Source organism: Clostridium sp. MD294 (genome assembly GCF_000364165.2).
GTDB lineage: Bacteria > Bacillota > Clostridia > Lachnospirales > Anaerotignaceae > Coprocola.
The window spans coordinates 2,672,267-2,689,775 of sequence record NZ_CP097810.1; the positions used below are offsets into that span (position 1 = coordinate 2,672,267).

16 protein-coding genes are annotated in these 17,509 nt (G+C 33.4%); 2 read left to right on the forward strand and 14 right to left on the reverse strand.

Translation table 11 applies throughout. The features are described from left to right. Window positions 1–12: 12 nt before the first annotated feature. From C820_RS13230 to C820_RS13260, 7 genes are all read right to left on the reverse strand, one after another. A complete protein-coding gene (locus tag C820_RS13230) occupies window positions 13–774 on the reverse strand; it encodes a phage tail protein (RefSeq protein ID WP_251855596.1) in 762 nt (253 codons plus the stop codon). A gap of 12 nt (window positions 775–786) precedes the next feature. Beyond that, a complete protein-coding gene (locus C820_RS13235) occupies window positions 787–4,080 on the reverse strand; it encodes a peptidase G2 autoproteolytic cleavage domain-containing protein (protein WP_162213073.1) in 3,294 nt (1,097 codons plus the stop codon). Window positions 4,081–4,279: 199 nt separating this feature from the next. Further along, window positions 4,280–4,936 carry a putative phage tail protein gene (locus C820_RS13240; RefSeq protein WP_004036911.1) on the reverse strand — a complete coding sequence of 219 codons (657 nt, stop codon included), beginning with the start codon at window positions 4,934–4,936 and terminating at the stop codon, window positions 4,280–4,282. Further along, window positions 4,929–6,056 carry a baseplate J/gp47 family protein gene (locus C820_RS13245; protein ID WP_004036910.1) on the reverse strand — a complete coding sequence of 376 codons (1,128 nt, stop codon included), beginning with the start codon at window positions 6,054–6,056 and terminating at the stop codon, window positions 4,929–4,931. Before C820_RS13245 ends, C820_RS13240 begins: the two co-directional genes overlap by 8 nt. A 10-nt stretch (window positions 6,057–6,066) precedes the next feature. Then, window positions 6,067–6,441 carry a contractile injection system sheath initiator gene (locus tag C820_RS13250; protein ID WP_004036909.1) on the reverse strand — a complete coding sequence of 125 codons (375 nt, stop codon included), beginning with the start codon at window positions 6,439–6,441 and terminating at the stop codon, window positions 6,067–6,069. 83 nt (window positions 6,442–6,524) lie between these two features. Continuing rightward, on the reverse strand, window positions 6,525–6,785 hold the full coding sequence (locus C820_RS13255) for a hypothetical protein (RefSeq protein WP_004036908.1): 261 nt from the start codon (window positions 6,783–6,785) through the stop codon (window positions 6,525–6,527). 19 nt (window positions 6,786–6,804) lie between these two features. After that, a complete protein-coding gene (locus C820_RS13260; protein ID WP_004036905.1) occupies window positions 6,805–7,893 on the reverse strand; it encodes a hypothetical protein in 1,089 nt (362 codons plus the stop codon). A 486-nt stretch (window positions 7,894–8,379) separates the two neighbouring features. Between C820_RS13260 and C820_RS13265 the strand changes: the two genes are divergently transcribed. Next, complete coding sequence (locus C820_RS13265) at window positions 8,380–8,580, forward strand: hypothetical protein (RefSeq protein WP_004036903.1); 201 nt, start codon at window positions 8,380–8,382, stop codon at window positions 8,578–8,580. Window positions 8,581–8,609: 29 nt separating this feature from the next. On the opposite strand, the gene C820_RS13270 is transcribed toward C820_RS13265, so the two are convergent. From C820_RS13270 to C820_RS13280, 3 genes are all read right to left on the reverse strand, one after another. Further along, the gene (locus C820_RS13270) at window positions 8,610–9,035 is read right to left on the reverse strand and encodes a hypothetical protein (RefSeq protein WP_004036902.1); all 426 of its coding nucleotides are present in this window, start codon (window positions 9,033–9,035) and stop codon (window positions 8,610–8,612) included. Further along, window positions 9,032–9,619, reverse strand: coding sequence for a LysM peptidoglycan-binding domain-containing protein (locus C820_RS13275; protein WP_004036900.1), 588 nt, complete (start codon window positions 9,617–9,619; stop codon window positions 9,032–9,034). The genes C820_RS13270 and C820_RS13275 overlap by 4 nt, the downstream gene beginning before the upstream one ends. A gap of 135 nt (window positions 9,620–9,754) precedes the next feature. After that, entirely contained in the window at window positions 9,755–12,907 is a 3,153-nt protein-coding gene (locus C820_RS13280) for a phage tail tape measure protein (RefSeq protein WP_004036899.1), read from the reverse strand. 583 nt (window positions 12,908–13,490) lie between these two features. On the opposite strand from C820_RS13280, the gene C820_RS13285 reads away from it, so the two are divergent. After that, the gene (locus C820_RS13285) at window positions 13,491–13,709 is read left to right on the forward strand and encodes a helix-turn-helix domain-containing protein (RefSeq protein WP_004036898.1); all 219 of its coding nucleotides are present in this window, start codon (window positions 13,491–13,493) and stop codon (window positions 13,707–13,709) included. An 18-nt stretch (window positions 13,710–13,727) separates the two neighbouring features. Here C820_RS13285 and C820_RS13290 read toward each other — a convergent pair whose 3' ends face one another. The 4 genes from C820_RS13290 to C820_RS13305 form a co-directional block, all read right to left on the reverse strand. Next, on the reverse strand, window positions 13,728–13,952 hold the full coding sequence (locus tag C820_RS13290) for a hypothetical protein (RefSeq protein WP_251855597.1): 225 nt from the start codon (window positions 13,950–13,952) through the stop codon (window positions 13,728–13,730). Next, entirely contained in the window at window positions 13,850–14,269 is a 420-nt protein-coding gene (locus tag C820_RS13295; RefSeq protein WP_004036897.1) for a hypothetical protein, read from the reverse strand. Before C820_RS13295 ends, C820_RS13290 begins: the two co-directional genes overlap by 103 nt. 168 nt (window positions 14,270–14,437) lie before the next feature. Beyond that, window positions 14,438–14,872: a hypothetical protein gene (locus C820_RS13300; protein ID WP_004036896.1), complete on the reverse strand. Its 435-nt coding sequence runs from the start codon at window positions 14,870–14,872 to the stop codon at window positions 14,438–14,440. Between the two features lie 19 nt (window positions 14,873–14,891). Beyond that, on the reverse strand, window positions 14,892–17,420 hold the full coding sequence (locus C820_RS13305; RefSeq protein WP_004036895.1) for a hypothetical protein: 2,529 nt from the start codon (window positions 17,418–17,420) through the stop codon (window positions 14,892–14,894). Window positions 17,421–17,509 lie beyond the last annotated feature (89 nt).

Here is a 17,509-nt window from a genome sequence, read left to right on the forward strand (position 1 = left end):
ACTCCTGTTTTTTTAACACTCCAGACGTTTTTTATTTTTATTCCACACACCTTTTGTCAATGTAATACCATTCAACGTTTCAAATGTTACCAGAAATGGATTTTCTTTAATATCATAAAACAGTGCATTTTCAAGCCTTTCTATTCTTGCCTTTAAATCTGCATCTAACAATGTTTTTAACTTAGGGTGGGCATTTTCATCTTCATTGTGTTTTTTAATCAAATCTTCCATGTCTAATAAAAACTCTGGCAATAAATTGATAGTCAAAAATCTTCTTACTTCTTCTGCTGTCATAAAAGAAAGTGTTGGATAAGCAATTACTACTTCTACTTCATCAGATATTGCAATACTTACAGGATACCTTCTGACATCTATTGCACCATTTTGTTTATAAGCCATTACATGCTGTGGAAAATCTCCCAATGTTGCATAATATAATAATATTTCTTCCTCTCCATCTCTGGCAAACACACCAAACTCACTTATCCAAAATCCTTCTTGCAATCCCCCATTTAAGTCACTTCTATATTCTACTACAAATGAAACAACACCATCTTCTGCAACAGGTTCTGTAGAAGTCGCTTGTGCCACTGGCTGTATCAAGTCATCAAAATAAGCAGGACTTTCTTCTCCTAAATTTCCACTCCCTACCATTACCCTCGTAATCTCCAACTGCTCTCCCGCTACCAGTTTCGCAAGCAATCTCCTGCCCTTTACTGTTATCATAAATCCCGGCTGTATGCCTTGATTTTGTTCTAATTCTTCCTTTTCCATATTATCACCTCTTTACAATATCAATAGTTTAATGTGGTTTTGGTCTAATCTTTTCATTACTCTAAAACGTGTTTTCTGTTCTGATATGGTAGCAATACCGCCTTCTCCCACTTTACACCAGCCATTTTCTTCACAACTGCCGTCGTCTATTGCAACCAATTTGCCCAATATTCCTACAGCGTCCCATTCTGTACGCTCTGAACGTGGTATATATTCTTTTGTGTTATCATATTCTGTATTAAGTTTTTGCCTTATTTCAGTATGTGCTTGTTCTATTACTATAACTTCTTTTACTTCTTCTCCCTCTTCATTTCTTGTCATAAATTCTTCTGTTCTTTCTGGAATTTCTACTTCTTCTAATACAGGTTCTCCAAATACAGTTGTTAAGTGCATATTTGCCCAAGTATCATCATGTACATCTCCACAAACAGATGGACAAGCTGAAACAATACCTAATATGTAATCATCTTCTGGTGTAGCTACACGTATTTTATCTTTCTCTAGCGTTACAAATAATCCTGTTCTTTCTTTTTTATCCGTGTTTCCATCTAGCCATTCAAACATTTCTGCATAGTCTGCACCGCTGGATTTGAATGTACTGTTGGAATATACACCACTTGTATTTGTTACTCTCAAACAGTTGCTTCTTGCGGTATCGCTTGTACCATTTCCTATGATAAACTTATCTGTTTCTACTTTGCTTTCTTTGTTATATTTTCCTATTGCTGTTTGATAAAGTGCACTTGCTTTTGTATGATAATTAGCTGCATGAGAGTAATCAACAGCTGTTGTATAGTATCCTTCTGCATGAGCATAATAGCCTTCAGCTTTTGTTTGGTAACCTTCAGCGTGGGAATAATTATTAGCTATAGTTCTATACCCTTCTGTATGGGAAGAAGAACCCGTTGCTTTTGTTTCATATCCTTCTGCATGAGAACTATGACTACCAATGCTAACACATTTTGTACCTTCAGCATAACAAGGATAATAACGAGAAGTACTTTTTGCACTTGGATTAATAATTAAACTACACTCAAAATTAGAAGTTGGCACTGCCGAATCAATGACTATTTTATAATTTGTCATATCAACACTTACTATTTTCTTTTTTATAAAACTGCCATTTGCATAATAACTGTTCAACAACAATATTTCTTGATTTGCTGCAAATCTTTTTAAAATATTACTTAATGTATTATTAGCATCATATATCATTGTATTATCCAATATAATTGTAGTTTCTGTTGCACTTAAAACAAACAATACAGTATCATTAGAAGCTGCAACACTAGCACTACCACTAGCATGATCGCCATATCGTCCATCAGTATAGCAACTACTTCCTTCTACATGAGAGTAAGTACCATTTGCTATTGTATTATAGCCTTCAGCATGAGATTGAGAACCACTTGCTAGTGTGTTTCCACCTTCTGCATGAGAACTATAACCAGTTGCCGTTGAATGAACTCCTTCTGTATGAGAATAATTTCCATTTGCCTTTGTAGCATAACCTTCCGCATGGGAGTAGTCACCAGTTGCAGCTGTATTACTATTACCTTCTGCAACTGTACCATTTATTATTACATTACCACTTATCGTACCACCTGAACTAGAAAAAGCCCCCAAATTCGTTCTCGCATTCTCTGCTGTCGTTGCACCTGTACCACCATTTGCAATAGGCAATGTACCAGTAACTCCTGGTGTTATATTTGCACTGCCATCAAAATTTGTACTGCTTGTACTAGCTAAATTCACTCTAATACTTCTAGCATTTGCCAAACTAATAGCATTTGCTGTAACAATGATAAAAAGTCCTTTATAATATACCAATTCAACTATATTTCCCTGTTCAAAAATAATATTTGATGGCCACCTATTATATGCTCCAATAATATTTTTTGCACCTAAGTTATTTACATTCAAAGTTGTACTCTGTTTTAAAGTTGTTCCTTTTGTAAACAACACCATAATGCGAGCACCATCAACATAGGAAAAACTAGGAACAGTAACTACCTTTGCAGCAACATCTGCTGCTGTTTCACACACTCCAAAATGCACAATATTTGCACTACCATCAAATGGTACACCGTCTATTGTTCTAGCAGTATTTAATTTAGTAGCTGAATTAGCTACTCCACCAGCAGAAGAGCTACCTGCATAATTATGACTATGTGACACATTTGCCTTTTTTGCTAATTCTGTTGTAATGGTTTCAGTGTCGGCTTTTTTGTTCAATTCTTCTTGCATGGTTTCATTATCTGCCTTTTGGTCTAATGCTACCTGCATGGTTTCATTATCTGCTTTTTTTGCTAATTCTACTTGCATGGTTTCATTATCTGCTTTTTGGTCTAATTCTACCTGCATTGTTTCCATGTCGGCTTTTTTATTCAATTCCTCCTGCATGGTTTCAGCGTCAGCTTTTTTAGCTAGTTCTTCCGCAACAGTTTCTTTATCTGCCTTTTTATCTAATTCCAAAGCAATATTAGCACCATCTATTTGCTGCTGTAATAGTTCTTCTATTTCTTCCTTATCTACTTTTTTATCTAGTTCTGTTTTTACATCTTCTTTGTCTGCCTTAACTGCTAATTGTTGTATTACAGTTTCTTTGTCCGCTTTTTCTGATAGCTTTTGAAGCATTTCCATTTCATTGGCTTTTTGGTCTAATGCCTGCTGCATTGTTTCAATGTCTGCTTTTTGATTTAGTGCTTGTTCTACTGTTTCGGCATTTGCCTTTTTTGTTAATTCCTCTGTAACGGTTTCTTTGTCTGCTTTTTTGTCCAACGCTATCTGCACCTCTTGAGCATTGGCTTTTTGGTCTAATGCTATCTGCATTATTTCAGCGTCTGCCTTTGTATCAAGTGCTTGTTGTACTGTTTGTTTATCCGCTTTTTTATCTAATTCTGAAAGTATGCTACTTTCACTTTCTGCTAAAACACTTTCCAAATAAGGCAAAGCCTCTATTTCTACAAACTCTTTCATTCTTTGTTCTGTTACAAATGCCAATGCAGCATATGCGATATTTACTTTTATGTCATCTGTCACCAAAATACTTACAGGATATTTTTTGATATTCACTTTTCCATTTTCATAGGCTTCTATATATTGCGGATATTCTCCTAATGAAGCATAATACAACAATATTTCATTTTCTCCGTCTTTGGCAAACACACCAAATTCTTTCAGCCAAAATCCTTGTTGCAATTCTCCCTTTCCCACCATTACCCTCGTAATATTTAATTCTCCTGTTATTACCAACTCTGCAAGTAATTTTTTACCTGCTTGTGTGATTATAAATCCCCTTGACAATATTTAACACTCCTTTCTTAATTAGTGAGTATATTTGACGTTTATGAAAGTTGCGACCAAGTGTTGACGAAGTAACACAGGAGCAACTGTAATGTCAAAATACGAACGGTTTTTCATACGAAGTATGAAAAAAATTACCTCAATTACATTTCAGACAATGTTGTTTGTTCTATATCACACCAATCTGCCACCACATTCATTACTGCACTTGTTTTAAATTCCAATCTGGCAATGTCGTTTCCAATATATTCTGAAATGTGCCACCTATATATACTGTTGTTTTAAATTGATAGTTGTATTCTATTTCTGCTAGTGTGGTTTCTGCTATCGGTCTAAATACTGCACCACCTATATAACAATAATTATTTTCAAAAAATAATTCTGAAATTGTTTTCCAATAAATTCCTATATGTGCTCTAATACTTTCTTCCAAAATTTGTCTTATTTCATATACTTTGTAGCGATATTCTTCTGGAACTTTTATAGAAATATCAATTTGAAATTTTCCGATATCTGGCACTATTTCTATATCATAAAATCCCATCATTTCCAATATAGAAACAAGTTGTCTTTCTGTAATAGGGCTGTCCTGCATACGAATTTTAGCTAGTATTCTTTCTCTTCTAAATTCCAAATCATAAGAAGGATTTACCGTAATACCATATTCATTTTCCAAATCTGTCAATATTTCTTCTGCTTTTGTTGTATGATTATTTCTATCAATCATTGTTACAAAGTCATAAATATAGTTCACATTTTTTGCTAATCCCTCAAACAGCTTTTTTGTACCCTTTGCTTTTTTATTCAGCCATCTATGTGGTATATGAGCATATAAAAATTCCAAAAAATCATTCATATTCTATCACTTCCAAATTTCCTATTACTGGGGATTGTTTTGCATTTAATACAATATTTTCGCAAGGACTATTTAACACAAAATCCTCTATAATAGCTGTTTTTTCTGTATCCTTTTCATCATAAGCTGTTCTGATGCACACAATGCAATCTACTACAGAAACCATTTCAATCGTTTTTTCACTTTTAAAATATTCTAAAAATGCCTTTTGTAATATTTCTTTTGCCATTTCTATCGTATAACCTTTTTTTAACACTGCTTTTTGTATCTGAATATTAACAGTAATCAATTCTGGTGCTACTACCAATATTCCCCCATTATACAAATCAGCGGGTACATAGTTTTTTTCCAAATAATTTTGACATTCTGTAATCAACCCTTGTTCTGGTACTTCTCCATTACTTCCCCATATTACAACATCTGCTGTTCCTGCCCCTCTTGCACATCTAAAACACTTTGCTTTTGTGACGCCTTTTACTTCCAATGCCCATCTTTCCCAATCTGCTGGAACACCTGCCCTTGCTGGTCTTCTTTTTCTTTCTAATATTCTTTGTCTGTAGCTGTCATCTTTTTCTACTTCCACCCCTTTTAAATACACATGAGAATTACTTACACTATCAAATCCAGCTTGTGCAATTAAATTAATTGCATTATCTGCCACATTTCCCATTTCTCCATATTCGCTACACTCTACCAAAACATCTGAAACTGTTTTTTCTCCTGTTTTAATATATTTTTGTTGTCCTGCAATTACTTCAAATTTGATAGGCGGTTTATTGCCTATTGCTGTTGTTGTCAATAAAAATCCATCTGGTACAAAAGTATCCACTGTTGCAGGAGTTGCTTTATGTAATGTAACACTATGTATTGCTTTTACTGCTCCTTTTCTGTCTACTCCAAAATCATAACCTTTATCATCTAAGTTTTGTCCAGTTGCTCTAATCACTGTTAAATTTTCATACACTGTTTTTATCAGCAATAGCAGTACCCACATAGTTTCTCTCAATGCAATTATCAAATGTTTTGTAAACCAGCTTTCTTGCAAATCAGAAAATGTTTTTCCTTCTCCCATAATATTTTTGACTAATATTTCTGTTAATTCGTCTTTTGTTGGAAACATACTATTCCCCCTATACAGCAAATTTAAAAACAGTTTCTACTTTATTATCTGTATTTTCATAACAATATTTTGCTCTTAAACTAGGCTTTTTTTCTCCTTCTATTTTCACCCACTCAAAAGCAACACTTTCTACATTTGAAATTCCTTCTGTTTTTCTCAACACTTCTCTACATTCTGCTTCTATCAATGCCTTATTTGTTTGTGTATCTGGTTTTCCCAAATACTCAAAAAGTCTAGAACCATAACCATCATAAAATATACTTTCTCCTAAATCACAAGTAGCCCTCAAATAAGCCTGTTGATCAATGGCGTCTTCACCTTCTGCAACAAAAATATCGTCACCTGTCCAAATCACTTCCCCATTTACTACCAATATATCCTGCAATATTATCCCTTCTTTCAATTTGCTTACAGCAAAACGAAGTTTTGCACAAAAGTTCTTTGCTTACTTTCTTTCAAGAAAGTAAGTTATTCCAATATTCCTAAAACAACATATCTCTGTGTTTTTCCGTCAGCAATTCTCCCCAACAATACCTCAAGTCCTACTTTATCAGCAAACGCTCCCTGCAAACATCTGCACCAGCCTGTTTCAATACCACTTGGTTGTATTTCTGCTTTTATGGTTCTGTTATCTCTTTGAAAAGCAGTTACTGTAGCATATACAAAAGCACTCATTCCAGCCATTTTTTGTATCAATTTTACTGTTTCTGTATAATCTGTTTTGTTCATTGCCTGCACTTCCTTATTGTTATTTACTAATGTCATTGGTAAATTTAATACTACATTCTATACCGCTCTCTTTATCCCCACTAATTGTTACACTTTCTACATGATAAATCTGACTTAATTCCATACCTACACCATACAACACAATTCTTCTGTCTTGTGTCAATTCCTGAAAAAAATCTGTTTCAAAACTTCCACTAAACTGTTGTTTTGTCAATTCACTGCATATATTTTTTAAGTGTTTTTGTGCTTGTGCTCTTGTAATATTAGGAACATTTCTTCTAATGGTATAAACATTGTCTGCCTCTGCATTTCCTATCACTGCTTTTTCTACTATTTTATTGCCTTTTTTCTTTTTCTGTCCAGATTGCCATGAAACTACCTCTACTACAAAATTTCTTGCTTCATTGGGTGCTTTTTTCATTTTTAAATTTCTAATGTTATGCCCATAAGAAAAAGCTAAAGGTTCTTTTTGATACTCCTCTAATTCATTTAAAGGACAAAGATACCACTCTTTTCCTTTTATTCTACTAATAAATCCTTCTTGTTCTGCCAAATATAGCACATAATCCCAGTGACTCATTTCTTCTGCAACACTTGTATGGTCATCATTGACATATTCTCCTATCATATCCTTTGTCGCAACGGGTGCAATAGGTGTCAATCCATGTTTTTGGCATATTTTTTGAAACGCTTCTGTTGCTGTCATATTTTGATACTTTACCGTTTCTACAAAATCATAAGGCTTTGCTGCATAACTTCTACCTACTATTTTGACACTTTCTCCGTCTGAAAAGTCCCATTCTGGATAGTCCATTTCCCCCTCTATGAGTGGAACAATTTCTTCTCCTTCAAATCCAGCTTCTATTTTTACAACTACTTTTCCTTTTACCACTACAGAAGATTGTTTTGAACCACTATAAAAAAATTCGTGTCTTGGTTTGTCACTAATGTCCCATTGAAACTCTACTTCAAAATCGTCAATCTCACCCATACCATTCCAATTTACTTGAAATGAAATCCAGTCTTTCATTTTTTTATCATTCACAGTAATATTAACAATAGGCTTTCCAAAAGCTCTAAAATTACCCCTGTTTATTCCTTGAAACATTTTTACATCTCCACCTAATCCTCACTAAATTTTTACTATATTTTTCATTTTTTTATAAATTTTTACATTTTTATATTGACAATATATACTATTCATAGTATAATAATATCAGAAAGGAGGTCAAACAAACAGCAAAAATAATAACAAAGAAAGGAGGAGAAAAGGGTGGATAAATTAGTAGGCAAAATAAAAGAGCTCAGAAAAGTGGTATCAGCACTTATTGAGCTCATGTTAGAAGTTAGTACTCTCATAGCCGTTATAAAAATGGTTATAGAAAGTATATTCTAGTATTCAAGGGAGAGAAAACTCTCCCACCTACTAACATACTATACCATATATCTACCCTAAATACAATGACAAAAAGTATAAAAAATCTTATCATTGCACTTTTAGAACTTGCTTTTGAAGTTGCTAAATTAATTGTTGTTCTTTATGGTTTATACCTTATATTATCTAAATAGTTAATCATAAAAGGAGTTGAGTGTAATGCAAACAGAAACAAAACAAATAAATCCACAAACAGAAGCAAACAAAAGGTGGCAGCAAAAAAATAAAGAAAAAGCAAAATATTTGCATAGTCGTTCTGTTGCAAGAAGTTTTATAAAAAATCATGCTACATCAGAAGATTTAAAAGAATTGCAGCAACTCATACAACAAAGAATTGATTTTTTAAATACTCAATTATAAATTTCAGGGGCATTATTGCCCCTACTTTTTTATTCCCAGTTTTCTTCGTTCACTTTACTATCTCCGTAAACTCTCATCAATCCACGTATTTTACTATTACCATCTATCACTGCATTTTCTAATACTCTAGCACAATCATACACTTGAGCATTTCCCTTTACTACGCTATTTCCTCCTATTTTGGCACAATCATAAATTTCTGCATTTTCTGCTATTACTGCATTATCATATATTTTTGCATTGCCGTATACCTTTGCATTTCCTACTGCTGCAGCACTATCATATATCCAACAACAGCCCAAATGTGACAAATTTGCTTCACTGCTTACTGCTCCGCCTGTTTGTCCCTTTACCACATTTCCAAAACTTTGCAATGCCTTTATTTTATAAGCAGTACAGCCATTTACTGTAATAGGAGAGGGGAGTAATTCATATTTTTTACATTCCTCACTCAAGGTAATATCAACTCCTGTCCTATCTGTATTTTATGTGGACTTGTCAATTTTTCTTTATTTGCTTGATAAATTTTATCCCATTCATTTGCATTGCCATATTGATTTTTTGCTATTTTAGAAAGGGTATCTCCTGCTTTTACAGTATAGTTTTTACTTTCTGTATTTTGTTTTTCTTTTTGTTGTTCTGTTTTTATATCTTCTGCTGTTTTGTCTACTGCTTCTTTAGGCACTTGCTTTGTTATCTGTACCACTCTTTGCAGTGTAATACTAAAGGGGATAAAAAAATTGGTTCTGTGTTCTGGCTGAAATTCCTGTATCACAACTTTTTGTGTGTATGCCTCTGTTACAAAATCAATCGGTTCTCCCTTTTGTCTCATATTTCCTATTTGAACCATTCTTTCCAGTGCGTCAGTACCTTCGAACCAACCTTCCCAACTAATTTCTCTATAAGTAGAACCAAAATTTTGTATACTGACATTTCCACCTGGAAAAGTATTGATTGCAAGCATTTGCCCACCACCGTGCTGTACACTGTCTGGTTTTTCTGTTGTCCGAAGCACCATATTACCTAACATTATCTGCATAATATTTCCTTCTTTCTCAACTTATCAAAAAACATTGATTTTATAAGGAAAAACGCTAGTTTTTCCAGTAAAGTTTTTTGTCAAACTTTTTTTTCAAAAAAGTTTGCAGGTGTGGACAGCGTCCACAAAAAGGTTTTAATATCCTCCCATAAATCCGTAAGGGCTCATCGTAAGCGATGGGCTTTTTTCTCTTTTCTTTTTACCATATCCTCTTTTGTCCAATTCCCTTGCTACTTCTTTTGCGATTTCATTTTCTCTTTTTTCTGCTCCCTGTATCACAATATAAATTGGTCTTTGTTCTTTTTGGTTTTCTTCTGTTTTTTCTGCTCTATTTTTAATAAAAAATTTCTCGTCTTTTTTTCTCCAATTTTCTATTTCAATACCATTTAACGCACCTGTTTGTGCGGCAATAAACGCTGTGGTATCTTTCAATATTCCCTTTTTGTCTTTCATACCATCTGCAAAACTTTGTATCAAATTTCCTCCCCACAAATGGTTTGTTTTTAATTCTCCCTTTCTGCTAGGAGATTGCACTTTCAAATAATCTCCAATGACTGTTGCAAGTGAAGAAGCTGCCATCATCAATGCACCTTTTTGGCTATTCATACCATTGATAAAGCTTTGCATTAAATTACCGCCCCATAAAAACATATCTTCTTTTTTGATAAGTGTATTTTGAATAATATTATTAATGCTTTGTACTGCTGCTGCTATCGTTTCGCTTGTACCTTGCAGTGCATCTGCAAAAGCATTTCCTGCATCTGTTCCACCTATCTGCATTACATTTGTCATTTCTTCCAAATTTCCCGTCATATCTGGCATAGCACAATTCACATTTTGAAAATCAAATGTCCCTTCTATTCCCTTTAATTGCTCTTTTACATTTTCCATACCACTTAAATCCGTTTCATAGTTAGGATTGATAAGCATTTCTGGATTGAGTTCTATACCTTCTATACCTGTATTTTTCAGTATTTGTTCTATTTCTTCTGTATTGCTGTAATCTATTTGGTAACTAGGACTGACAGTAATTTCAGGATTGATTATGCCACCCGTATCAGCACCATATTTTGTAATATCATTCATTGCTGAAGTATCTGCTATAGTACTAATATTTGTCACTTTGTTTATTTGTTCTGTTTGCTCTACTCCCACTTGAATAGGTGCTTCTAATTCGTCTTTGTGTTCTCTTTTAAATCCCAAAAAGTTTTTTAATTTGTCCCAGCCTTTTTGCACCCATTCTGTAAACTCTTTAAAATGTGTTATTATTACCGCTACTACTGCTATTAATGCCCCAATCGCTACAATAACAATTCCTATAGGATTTGCTGTCATTATGGCATTTAATATTCCTTGTGCAACACTCCATATTTTTGTGGCAATAGAAACTGCAATAATTACTCCTTTATAAATTGTCATAGCAGCAGAAACTACAAGTGTTTGTGTCGCATTTACTAGCATTGTCGCTGTCATAATGGCAAATTTTCCTGTTAATATCGCTATTGTAGGCAAAAGAACTGCAAGTAATATTTTTCCAAGTGTGTTACAGTTATTCCAAGCATTTTGAAACGCTCCTGCTACATTCATATTTAATATTCCTGCTAATATCATCAATGCACCATCTATTGCTGGCAATACAGTATTTAATATCATCAATATCCCTTTTTCAAAAAGTTGAAATACTGTTGTTATAACAGGAGACACAATTTGAGCAAAGCGAATAAATATTCCTTTCATAGCACCAAATATTTGTACTATATGATTTAAAATACTTGCAAATTTTGGTTTTAATGTATTCCAATTTTTATATACTACAAATGCAAGCCCTGCTATGACTACAATGACTGCGGTTACTACTCCTAATGTGGACAATATCGGCACAAAATGTGCTATTATCTGTGCTCCAGCCTTTGCCCATATCAATTTAAAACTTCCCACCAATCCTATCACCATCATAATACTTCCTGCCAAAATCAAAAATGCAGAACCACCTGCCACTATCATTGCCATATATTTTGCAACTTCTGGGTGTGTTTTAAAAAAGTCAGTAGCAGTTTTTAATGCTGGATTAACAACATTTTGCAATGTTTTTGCAAAAGGCTCTAAAAACGGTTTTCCTATTGTTGCTTTTAATGTACTAACTGCTTCTTGAAATATTCCTGCTTGTGCTGCTGCGGTTTCCATTTGCATTGCTACCTGTTCATCAATCCCTAATTGTTTGCCTGCTCCTGCCTTCAACACCGCTAAATCTGTTGCACCGCCTTTTTGTGCCAATGCTTGTGCTGTTTTCTTTCCTCTATCTCCAAAAAAAGTATCTACTAAGTTATTAAAATCTACAGCCTGCATACTTTCTGCAGTATCTTCTAATATTTTCTCTATTTCTGCTGCACTTTTTAACATTCCTGTATTATAATCAATAAATATACTTCTATCTCCTTCTAATAACCAGCCTGCTTTTTCCATCATTTCTATTTGAGGGTCTGTAAATGATGTTTTTGCTGCTTGGTCAAGGAAATTTCTAACATAAGTTGCTGCACTTGCTTCATCTCCAGCGGTATATTTTGTTGCAGCAACAAGCTGTATGGTTTCCTCTGCAATGTCCATATTATCTCTATTTTTCCATACACTCATAGCACTTCCTGCTGTATTTCCTATATTTTGTTGTATTGCCAAAGCGTCAGAAATAGAAGCATCTGCATATTTTGTTATCAAATCCAAACTATCTTTTATTTGACCTTCTTCTAATTGAAATCCTGCTGCAAATTTTACAGTGGCATCTGCTGTAGAAGTGGCTTTCACACCATTTATTTGTGCAAAATTCGCATTTGCTTCTGCTCCATATCCCTCTACCATTTCTTTAGACATTCCACCTTTTACCATACTTATCATACTTTGTTCAATTTCTTGTGCATTAAATACAGTGTTTAACGAAATATCCATTGCTTTGCCGTCTAATGCTTCCATTTCTGCTTTTATTTGAGGCAATTTTGTCTGGTCTAATAAATCTGTACCAAATGTTTTTATTTCTAAATTTAAAGAGGTGCTCTGTAATTTTTCTGCTTCACTAATACAATCTCCCAATATATCCGCCGTTGCTTGCAATCCTTTTACTCCTGCACCAGCCAATAAACCACCTACAATACTGATATTTTTAAACTCAGAAAGCTGTTTCATCACTTCATCTGTTACGCCATCTAAGCGTTTAAAATCTCCTACAATCTGATTGATTTGTCCACTAATACCATTTACCAATGATAATCCTATGGCAAAATCCATAAATGTACTCAAATTTGCTCCCTCCTTTCTTTATTTTTTCTACTAAAAAAAGCGCCATATAGACGCTTTTTTCAATATTCATTTTTTATTCTAAGTTTTTGTTTTATATATTGTTTTTTTAAAAAATACAAATGTTTCTATTATTGTCACTAACACCAGCAAAACTAAAAATACAAATGCTGTTGTCATTTTGTACAACATATAAAGTACAAATGCTGTTGCTGTCAATGAAAAAATATATATTTGCTTTTTGTTCATATTATGTTATAATGGATTTAGATGCTAAGAGGTTTTACCCTCTTAGCCTTATATGATTATTTTTTGTCGCTATCTATGTAGCTTAGTACTGCGAATACTGCACATATGATAGCACAAATTTTTTCTAAATCCATATCTTTTTTTCCCTCCCTTCTTTTATATTTTTCATTGCTTGCACCTCCTTTCTATGTTTCTATTATAATATAGTTTACATAATATGTCAAGTAATTTTTTATCTTTTTTTATGTTTTTTTTAATATTTTATATTTTTTATCATATTTTATAGTTGATAAATCACTTTTTTTATGTTATACTCTTATCGAAAGAGGTGATAACAATGTCATTTATATATCAAGACAATACACAACTTATTGTAGAAATCAAAAAATTATTGCTTGACAATAATCTTTCTCAAAAAGAATTAGCGGCATCATTAGATATGGTGCCTCAAGCATTTACAAAACTTCTTGGTAAAAAAAATTTTAGTTTTGAAGATGCTAAAAAAATATTAAATGCTATGGAATATGATTTATCTATTGACTTTGTAAAGAAGTAAACCATTTGGTTTACTTCTTTATTGTGTCTGTTCTTTTTGTTTTTCTTCTATTTCATTGATAACCAAAATAGCTGCTAATACTTCCTCGTCCATCATAGCAAGCGTTTCCGTATAACTAATTCCTGCACCAGAACAATAGGCTACATTAATTCGCTGTCTGAACCAATGCTGGCTTGCAAGTTTTTTGCTTTTTCCTCCATTTCTTTTTTGTCCTTTTGCAATTCTATTTTCAATTCTTCCCATTCTTCATATGTAAATTCTCCTGCAAGTTCATATACCTCTGACAAAGAAGCAGGTATTTTTTGTTTTGTACCATCAATTTCTCCTATTGCTACTGCTACTTTAATATCACTTGCTAATATCAAATCTCCTACCGTTACACCTGTTCCATCTCCTTTGATAGAGCAGGCAGAAAGTAACCTACTTTCCACAATATGATGTTGTCCTCGTCTTTCTCTTTTTATTACTTTTTTCCCTGTAGATAATACAATTTCATTTGGATTTTTGATTTCTGTTTCTACTACTTCATTTTCCACAACTACATTTTTTTCAATACTCATATTTCTTCTTCTCCTTTTTTTAATACATCAAAATTTTTATTTTAAGTAGTTTTTAGCCAAAAATTTTCTTTTTTGTTTTGCAAAAACGCTAGTTTTTGCTTAAAAGTTCTTTGCTTCTTTCTTGAAAGAAAGAAGTAGGGTTTTAGGGGCAACGCCCTTAAGGTCTTACTATATTCTTTCTCTGTTGATACTTTGCCAATTTATTTTATTTGTCATAGGTTTGTTGTTGCCGTCTGCCGTCTGACTATATCCATCAAATGTAACACTCGGATATTTATATTTTTGTATGGTACCATCTTTGTATATTTTAGTAGTAAATATAATAAATTTTAATGTACCCCCTGTTTTCCTTTGATGTTCAATTTTCATATCTACAATTTTGTCATATGCTTCGTTAATTTCCTGTCCTTCAATACTTCCTTTAAATCCTTGTTGATGCACTGTTCTGTATTCATCTTCTTCATTTAGAGGATATTTTTTGTCTTCTTCTGTAATTTCTTCAACGCTCCATTTGAGCATTTCAGGCATTTTTTCTAAAACTGTACCATTTGCGTCTGTTATAACGATTTGTAGTTTTTTTCCTAATAATCCATCTTCAGCCATAGATAAATCCCCCATTTTCTCAATGTTGCTTATTATAAAATTTTATGGTTCTAAAAGGCGGATGATATTGCACGTGTTTTTCATCAATAACTAAAGGGGTATTGATTGCGATTTGTTGTGTTGCAATATACTCTTTTGCGCTGCTGTAGCCCTTACCATCTGCCGCCATATGAGGATAAGGGCCTTCCAAATCATAAGGGCTACCCATACCTACCCTTACTGCATTTTTTTTGCCTAACAGTATTCTGCTGTCTCCTGCTGCCCACGGTATATTATGCTCTACCAAATCAATACCATTTCTTTTGGCAAAATAGCCTTCTCCTCCTAGACTGGTACCGTTAGGGGAACATTTCTGATAAAACAATTCCGCCTGTTTGAGCATTGTCATAGCGTTTAAACTGCCTATGCAAAAATCTGGTGTAACATATCTGGGAGCACTTCCCATATAAGCCTTTTGTGTATCTATCATTTCTAATAAACTGTTGTAATATCTGGCTGTATAGTTTTCTAATGTTTTTGGTACTGCTAAATTGAAATATACAATATTTGTTGCATAACTGTAGCTTACTTTTGGCAGTGCTGTTTTACTCATTGCGTCTTTTTTAAAATAAATACAAGCATTTTCAAAATCTACTGCATAATCTGCTTCTTTTCCATTCTTATCTGCAATTAATCCTTTAGAGCGTATGAAAATACCTTCTGTCAATACTTTTCCGCTGCTATTTTTTACGATAATCGGATTAATAAAATCCTCTTGTTTTCTTCCATATTGGTCTAACCATACTGTTTTTCTAGGTCTTACAATAGGAGCAACACACAATGCACTAAGGGGAGAAGTATTTCCGCACAACAAATTTACTTTCCATTTTGCATTACTGCCTTCAGTTATATTTTCCCCTTCTGTCAATTCTTCTACTTCACTTACTGCAACCGTTTCTTCTTTTACTTCTTTTGCTCCATATTCATCTGCTCTAGCAAGCATTTCTGTAGAAATCATTCTATCAATGATCCTTTGAAATCTGTTGGCAATACTTGCTGCATTTGCTGCTATCACGTCATATCTCATAGGGCCGCTTAATAGTTCCTTTTGTGCTTCTTTTGTTACAACAAAGCCTTTTTTTAGCCACTGTGCACCAAATTCTAATAAAAATGTCTGTACGTTTTCCGTTGGGATACTGTCTAATTCTCCTACAGCAAAATCCTCTTCACTGTATAAATCGTGGCTTTGAAATTCTACAGGCATTTTGTATGTACTTCCGCTAAATCCTTCTACCATACATAATTGTAAAAATTGTATATCCTGCCATGCTTGTTTTAATATGGCAAGTGAAATATTTGCTGACTGTGCAAATGCTCCTGTATCTGCTATTGCAGGTGTTGTTTCATCTAAAAATACACTTCTTTCTTTTTTCAGTGCATCTAAAAATGACTTCACATCTTTGTCTTTTTTTCTTTCCATATTTTTCAATACACTATCTACAATGGCATTGTTTGCTTTTCTCAATTCTTTATCAATACAAAAACTATTGTCTTTTTTCTGCAACTCTTTGTCCATTTCTTCCATAATGCCATCTAATATGGAATATTCTTTTCCTTGTGTTACTATCGCTTTTGTTTTGCCTTCTTCTTTTGTTATGCCTAATTCCTTCAATTTTTTGCCAATTTCTAATTCATCTATAAATGCTTTTTCTCTTTTCAAAAAATCAGTAACACTTTCTTTGCTATCAATATGTTCTCCTTTTTTCAATACAGCATCTTTTACATTTTTAGCATAATTCCATTTTTCTATTTCATCAAAAAGATATTGCTGTGCTTTTTCTTTTTGTTTTTTTGCTTCTATTTCATCTGTAATTGCCTGCATTTGTTTTTTTGCTTCTTCTGTTTGCTTTTTGAGTGCTATCACACTATCACAAAGCATTATTTCGCTTTCTTCTGCACTTTTATTTTGTTCTTTCCATTTTTCAAGTTCTTTCAAACTCATATCAAAAAAATTCATATTTTCCTCCTCTATATCATCTAATACAATGGGCAACTGTAAAGCACTTTTTTCTGCTGGATTTAGTACCACGTCCCAAGTATACAATTTTAATTTTTTTGCTATCTGCACTGTTTTTCCATTTCTTTTTTCTTTTTTGGAGCTTCCTCTCATTCTATTTGAAAATCCTATAGGCAAACCATTGTCCAAAAATGTTTTGACTTGCCTTCCCATTTCTGTATCAAGAGGGGTATATTCTGCCCATACATTATTTTGTTCATCAATATAAGCATCTCTAAATTTCACAGCACTGTGAGGAATAGATGTGCTAAAATAAATATTGCCGTCTGTTCCTCTGTAAGGTTTAGGGTGAGGGTGTTCTCCTGCATAGGGAAATCCTTTTTCTTTCAGTTTTTCCAGTGCGTCCTGATAAACTTGTTTGGGATATAATCTGTCATTCCCATTTAAAAAATCTACTCTTGCTACTATCTGTTTGTACCAACCACTTTTTTGCCCCTGTGCGTCTAATATTGCCTCCGCCTTTTCTATATAAAAATCAGCTTCTTTTTCCATTTTTGTTACTCCTTTATATTCAGACCACGTTTAAAACCCGTTTAACTTTTTTTCTATTCGTTTAACTTTTTTTCACTGATACTTTTTAT

Excerpts from the sequence above, each read along its gene's own strand:
- C820_RS13230 (WP_251855596.1), bottom strand. The coding sequence starts at position 774 with ATGGAAAAGGAAGAATTAGAACAAAATCAAGGCATACAGCCGGGATTT.
- C820_RS13240 (WP_004036911.1), bottom strand. The coding sequence starts at position 4,936 with ATGAATGATTTTTTGGAATTTTTATATGCTCATATACCACATAGATGG.
- C820_RS13245 (WP_004036910.1), bottom strand. The coding sequence starts at position 6,056 with ATGTTTCCAACAAAAGACGAATTAACAGAAATATTAGTCAAAAATATT.
- C820_RS13255 (WP_004036908.1), bottom strand. The coding sequence starts at position 6,785 with ATGAACAAAACAGATTATACAGAAACAGTAAAATTGATACAAAAAATG.
- C820_RS13260 (WP_004036905.1), bottom strand. The coding sequence starts at position 7,893 with ATGTTTCAAGGAATAAACAGGGGTAATTTTAGAGCTTTTGGAAAGCCT.
- C820_RS13265 (WP_004036903.1), top strand. The coding sequence starts at position 8,380 with ATGCAAACAGAAACAAAACAAATAAATCCACAAACAGAAGCAAACAAA.
- C820_RS13275 (WP_004036900.1), bottom strand. The coding sequence starts at position 9,619 with ATGCAGATAATGTTAGGTAATATGGTGCTTCGGACAACAGAAAAACCA.
- C820_RS13285 (WP_004036898.1), top strand. The coding sequence starts at position 13,491 with ATGTCATTTATATATCAAGACAATACACAACTTATTGTAGAAATCAAA.
- C820_RS13290 (WP_251855597.1), bottom strand. The coding sequence starts at position 13,952 with ATGGGAAGAATTGAAAATAGAATTGCAAAAGGACAAAAAAGAAATGGA.
- C820_RS13295 (WP_004036897.1), bottom strand. The coding sequence starts at position 14,269 with ATGAGTATTGAAAAAAATGTAGTTGTGGAAAATGAAGTAGTAGAAACA.
- C820_RS13300 (WP_004036896.1), bottom strand. The coding sequence starts at position 14,872 with ATGGCTGAAGATGGATTATTAGGAAAAAAACTACAAATCGTTATAACA.
- C820_RS13305 (WP_004036895.1), bottom strand. The coding sequence starts at position 17,420 with ATGGAAAAAGAAGCTGATTTTTATATAGAAAAGGCGGAGGCAATATTA.